Consider the following 6,758-nt stretch of genomic DNA (forward strand, 5'->3'; position numbering starts at 1 on the left):
ATCCTGACTGGAGAGCAAGATATATTTAGCATTATCAGTATGGATAAGCTGCAACATACTTTACAACAAGCTCAATCTGAATTACAGCAAACTAAAATAAAACTTAAAGACTCGAAACTACATACTAATGGTACTGAATTTATAAAAAATGACTTAGTAAATGAGGATATTGAATATCCATTAATAAAATTTGCTGATGAAGAAAATAATAGACCGTTTTGGTCTGTAATGATTCCTGTATATAACAATACAAAATATTTAGAACAGACTCTAAAAAGTGTATTAGAGCAAGCACCAACATCAGAGGTAATGCAAATCGACGTTGTTGATGATTGTTCTACGGAAGGTGATGTAGAGGAAATTGTTCAGCTGGTAGGTAAAGGCAGGGTTAATTTTTATCGACAACCTAAAAATTTAGGCTTCATTGGTAATTGGAACACCTGTATCCAACGTGCGCGTGGTTATTGGGTTCATATATTACACCAAGATGATATAGTCATGCCTGGGTTTTATAATCGTTTACAAGCAAGTTTAGAAAAAGAAACTAGTATTGGAGCAGCATTTTGCCGCCACAGTTATATAGATAAAAATAGTAATTGGCTATTTTTGTCTCTGCTAGAAAGGGAGACATCCGGTATCCTTTCTAACTGGCTAGAGTTAATCGCTACAATGCAACGCGTTCAATTTCCCGCTATTGTAGTCAAACGCAGCACCTATGAAAAATTAGGGGGATTTTGTCCAGAAGCAGGTTCTGCTGCTGATTGGGAGATGTGGAAACGAATTGCCGCACATTACCCAATTTGGTATGAACCTCAAATATTAGCATGTTTCCGTTTACATTCTGCTTCAGAGTCCTCTAGATTGAACCTAACTGGCACAAATATTGCTGATACGCGTAAGGCTATAGACATTTCCCAATTCTACTTACCTGAAAAAACTGCTGCTGATTTATCTGCCAAAGCTAGGGAGTATTATGCATTCGATGCTTTGAGTAGAGCAAGGCAGATGCTAGATAATCAGGATATAGCTGCTGCTATTGCTCTCATTCGAGAAGGACTAAAATGTAGTAACTCTTCTCAATTAATGGCTTCACTAGCTTCTTTATTAACCACATCTGAAGCTAATCCTTTACTACATTTATTTGGTTCATTTTTACTGTCTACTGAAAAACAGCAGATTGCAGCTTCCGTTCTTGCTGATGTTTTAGATAAAGAGAAAGATGATTACTCTGAAAGATTTAATTTAAAAGATATTAACTTAGTTATTTTTCCAGACTGGCAGCAGCCAGAAGAATTACTATACGAAGAATTGACCAATATCCTTAAAATAATTGTTACTTGTCAGAACAGAGATAAAATATCCTTGTTAATAGATAATAGTAATATTTCTGATGAGGATGCTAATTTTATTATATCTGATGTAATTTGGACATTATTGCAAACAGAAGATTTAGAAAACATAGAAGAACCTGAAATTTCACTTGTTGGTAATTTAAGTGAAAGAGAATGGAAATATCTTTTGCCAAATCTTCAAGCCCGTATTAGCCTGCAAAAAGAAAATAAAGAAGCTATTTGTCAAGTAGGAATAGAAAATCTTAGTTATTTAGACCTGCAAGACCTGGAAAATTGGCTCATAAATAAAGCTAATAAATTAGATTTAAATAAATTGTAATTATCATTGTTAAATTACTCTAAATACTAGTGTATCTGTGGTGTTTACTAAAAAAGAAGTAGATAATTTAGTTAAAAACGAATTAAAAACTCAAAATTGCAATTAAATTATCATCAAGTTATACAAAATTTATGTGCTACAAAGCTCTTGTCTTTTTTCCCCACAATCCTTATCCTGGTAAAACAGGCGCACATCAAAGATGCCTGTCGATGCTCAAGGGGTTAAAAGAATTAGGTTACGATATCACTCTGTTTGGTTCCAACGTAATCACTGATAACCCGTGGCAAATTGATATAATTCAAGATTTACAGATTGACCTTGATATCAATGTAGAAGTATATCAAGGTACAGAAGCAGATTGGCAATTCATGGCATCAGTAAGTGCAAATATTGAAGGGACGAACTGGGACTTTTACACACCCCCAGGTTTATGTCAAAGGTTTCGTGAATTGTTCAGACAGCTAGCACCTGATGTGGTCGTGATTAATTATGCATTTTGGGCAAAACTAGCTATTGGAGACGAGTTTAAGTCAGCAGTCAGAATAATAGAAACTCACGATTTGCTCACACTCAGTAATCAAATGAGGCAAGCATTAGGACAATATTTAAGAACTCCTCCATATACCTCAGATGAGATAGATTCTGAACTTGTGGATGAGGATTTCTTTTCTAAATTACATTTGACCGCTACTCCTGACGAATACTTGATATATGACCAGTACGATTATACGATCGCGATCGCCCCTAGAGAGCAACAGTTGATTAAGGAACATACTTGCCAAACAAGGGTTGAGTATGTTCCTATGACTTTTATTACAGATAATGTCGATAATACTTATACTAATGCGCCCCTACTAGCAATTGGGCCTAACCCTTTTAATATCCAAGGATATTTATATTTCACAACAAAAGTGCTGCCCCTTATATTACATCAATTGCCAGAATTTTGCTTAAAAGTTGTAGGTTCTAGCTGCCAGCATTTAATTCCAGTTGAAGGTACTGAATTATTAGGTTTCATTCCCGATCTCAAGCCACTTTATACTGAAAGTCGGTTTGCAGTATGTCCACTTATAGGCGGTACTGGTCAGCAAGTCAAAATTGTTGAAGCAATGGCGCATGGTCTACCTGTAATTACTTTACGAAATGTGGCTGAAAGTTCACCTATAGAACATGGTGTTAATGGCTTCATTGCCGATAATGCTGAGGAGTTTGCAGGATACACAATTAAGTTATTCAGCAATCCTGATTTATGCCGCCAAATGGGACAAGTTGCACGGAAAACAATCGCAACTAATTTTTCTAGCCAAATATTAGTAGAAAAACTGAATTTTTTACTACCTGAAAATCTCAAAAAGATTAAGAACATCAGTCAAAAGTTATCTTTAAAAATAGTTATTGATGCTGTCTTTTTTCAACTTTACCAAACTGGTATTTCTCGTGTTTGGAAATCCTTATTAGAAGAATGGGTTAATAATGGTTTTGCAAAACATATTGTTGTGCTTGACCGTGGTGGCACTGCACCCATAATTCCTGGTATTAGATATCGCACAGTCTCATATCATAATTATGATAATATTGACTCTGATCGATTAATGCTACAGCAAGTGTGCGATGAAGAAGGTGCAGATTTATTTATTTCGTCCTACCATACAACGCCGACTACTACACCTTCTGTATTCATGGCTCATGACATGATAGCAGAACTAATAGGTTCAAACTTAAATCATATCATCTGGCAAGAAAAACATTATGCAATTAAACACGCGTCTGCCTTTATTGCGGTTTCCAAAAATACAGCACGCGATTTAGTAACCTACTTTCCACAAATATCCTTGGAGTCTGTAACAATTGCTGAAAATGGGGTTGACCATACAACCTTTTCAGTAGCTACTCAGGAAAATATTCATCAATTTAAAGTAAAATACGGCATTACCAAACCCTACTTTCTGTTAGTCCGCCTTGGTAATGTTTATAAGAATAGTATTTTGTTTTTCAAAGCTTTTTCACAGCTTCAAAGTAGCTATGGATTTGATATTGTCGTTACAGGAAGCGACGGTGTATTATCACCAGAATTCAGAGCCTATACATCAGGTAGTATCGTTCATCTGCTACAACTTAGTGATGAAGAGTTAGCAATAGCTTACTCTGGTGCAGTAGCACTAGTTTATCCTTCTAAGTATGAAGGTTTTGGGTTGCCTATAGTAGAAGCAATGGCTTGTGGTTGTCCTGTGATTACTTGTCCTAATGCTTCAATTCCAGAGGTTGCAGGTGAAGCTGCAATATATGTGAATGATGATGATATACATGAAATGACAAATGCACTTTGTGAAGTACAAAAACCAGGTGTTCGTAATTCATTAATTAACGCAGGTTTAGTACAAGTGCAACAGTTTTCTTGGGCAAAAATGGCGCAAGTTGTCAGTAATGTATTAATTAATGCAACACTTATTTCTTTAAATCTCAAGAAAATTAATTTAATTATTTTCCCTGATTGGTCACAACCAGAAGAGTTTCTTGGTTTAGACTTACAACAAGTTATTAAGGCGATCGCCACTCATCCTAATAGCGAAGAAACTACCCTACTTATTGATACTGGTAACATTGCTAGTGAGGATGCTGAACTGTTTTTGTCTAGTGTGGCTATGAATCTTTTGGTACAGGAAGATTTAGACGTTACCGAAGGATTAGAAATTTCTCTAGTGAAAAACTTGGCCGATATTCAGTGGGAAGCTTTGCTACCTCGCATCAATGCCAGAATTATTTTAGAACATGAGGATCAACAAGCTTTAGCACAAATGACAGTAGGTAAAATTCCTTCTTGCCAAATTGATAATTTAAGCAATCAACTAAATATTTTATTTAAAAGTGAACAAAATAACTTAACTAACAGAGGGGAAGTATCTATTACAGACGCATTAACTGTGAAATATGGAAATATCAATATTATAATTTTTCCTGATTGGTCGCAATCAGAAGAGTTACTGATTCTAGAATTAGAACAAGCAATTAAAACGGTAATTAATCATTCTAATAGTAACCAGATAACTTTACTTATAAATACTAATGGCATTTCTGAAGATGATGCCAATTTAGTTTTATCTACGGTGGCTATGAATCTGCTACTAACAGAGAATTTTGATGTTACTGTAGAATGTGAAATTTCTCTGCTGGTAAATTTAGATGAAATTGAACTGAGAGCTATAGTTCCTTTCCTCCACGGTCGAATTATTTTACAACATGAAAATCTGGATGGGTTAGCATTATTTCCAATAGAGAATATCCCAACGTATGAAATAGAAAGCTTCAATAATATACATATCGGGCAGTTAGTTTTTGATTTAAGTACTAGATTATTTCAAGAGGGCAGATGGACAGAAGCGATCGCTCAATATCAAAAACTTTTAGAAATCCAATCAGGGGATGCAGATATTTATTGTAATTTAAGTTATTGCTATAGACAGTTAAACCTGTTAGACAAATATTTTAAGACTCTCCAGCAAGTAATTAAACTTTACCCTAAAGAAGGAAGATTACATTTTTCATTAATCATCGACTTGCGACGTAATGGACGTATTAAAGAAGCAATATTAAGTGCAGAGAATGCTGCTAAATGCTTACCGAATGATTACACTTTTCAAATTCTAAAATATTTAACAGTTCCATCAATATACGAAAATAAAGAGGAAATTAACTTCTATCGCCAGCGCTTTACTCAAGGACTGCAAGATTTAATTCAGCAAACATATCTGAAAACTACACAAGAGCAACAAAGTGCATTAGCAGGTATAGGCCGCCTCACAAATTTTTACCTATCATATCAGGCACAAAATGATATAGATTTGCAACGCCAGTATGGAAAGTTAGTACATGAAATTATGGCAGCTAACTATCCACAATGGGTAATTCCTTTATCTATGCCTAAGTTTCAGCCTAATAACAAAATTCGTATTGGTTATGCTTCACATTACCTGCATTCTTATAGTGGCACACTTTGGTTAACTGGCTGGTTACGTTACTGCGATCGCCAAAACTTTGAAATTTACTGTTACTACACAGGAAACGAGCCAGATCCTGTTACCCAACACTTCCAAAATTACAGCGATGTTTTTCACCATATTCCTTATAACTTATCAGCAGCTTGTGAACAGATAATTGCTGATAAATTGCATATTTTAGTCTTTCCTGAAATAGGTATGGACGCACAAACCATGCAAATGGCCGGTCTGCGGCTTGCGCCTTTGCAATGTGTCGCTTGGGGACATCCGGTAACGACTGGCTTACCCACAATTGATTACTTTTTATCTAGCGAGTTAATGGAACCCGAAAATGCCCTAGAACATTATTCAGAAAAATTAATTCGCTTACCCAACATTGGGGTTTCTTACCCTAAGCCATATATTCCCCCAGTTATCAAAACCCGTTCAGATTTTGGCTTAGGAGATGATGCAGTCATCTACTTATGCTGTCAAGCTCCTTTTAAATACCTACCGCAATATGATTTTATTTTTGCGGAAATTGCTTGTCGCCTTCCTGAAGCTAAATTTGTGTTTTTGCGTGGTACTTTACTTGAGCCACGCCTAAAACGTGCTTTTGCTGCTGTTGGACTTAACAGTGAAGATTACTGTGTATTTCTCAGTATTCCCGAGCGGCTAGACTATCTAATGATTAACTTACTTTCAGACATTTATCTAGATACATTCACTTGGTCTGGTGGTAATACTACTCTAGAAGCGATCGCTTGTAATCTCCCCATTGTCACCTGTCCAGGGGAATTTATGCGCGGTCGTCACTCTGACAGCTTCCTGAAAATGCTAGGGGTGACAGATACTATTGCTGAAAACGAAACTGAATATATCGAAATTGCTGTCAAATTAGGACTAGATCCGGCTTGGCGAAGCACTATTGCAGAAAGAATGAGCCAAAATCACGATCGTCTTTTTGATGATAAAGCTTGTGTCGAAGGTTTAGAAGCTTTCTATAAAGAAGTTTGTAGTAAGCACTGAAGTGCTTAAATTCGTAATTACAGAATAGGAGGACTAAAGTCCTCACTACGAACTTTTGAATTGTTTGTAGTAAGCACTTTAGTG

At 35.9% G+C, this 6,758-nt stretch carries 2 protein-coding genes; both read left to right on the top strand.

The features are described 5' to 3' along the window. Positions 1-1,671: glycosyltransferase family 2 protein (locus ACFFAP_RS17085; RefSeq protein ID WP_375512326.1), on the top strand; the 1,671-nt coding region annotated here is incomplete at its 5' end. A gap of 131 nt (positions 1,672-1,802) precedes the next feature. Continuing rightward, positions 1,803-6,674, top strand: coding sequence for a glycosyltransferase (locus ACFFAP_RS17090; protein WP_375512327.1), 4,872 nt, complete (start codon positions 1,803-1,805; stop codon positions 6,672-6,674). Positions 6,675-6,758: the final 84 nt, after the last annotated feature.

This window comes from uncultured Nostoc sp. (assembly GCF_964245575.1).
Taxonomy (GTDB): domain Bacteria; phylum Cyanobacteriota; class Cyanobacteriia; order Cyanobacteriales; family Nostocaceae; genus Nostoc.

What these genes read in the sequence shown, in the direction of transcription:
- ACFFAP_RS17090 (WP_375512327.1), top strand. Translation starts at nt 1,803, where the DNA reads ATGTGCTACAAAGCTCTTGTCTTTTTTCCCCACAATCCTTATCCTGGT.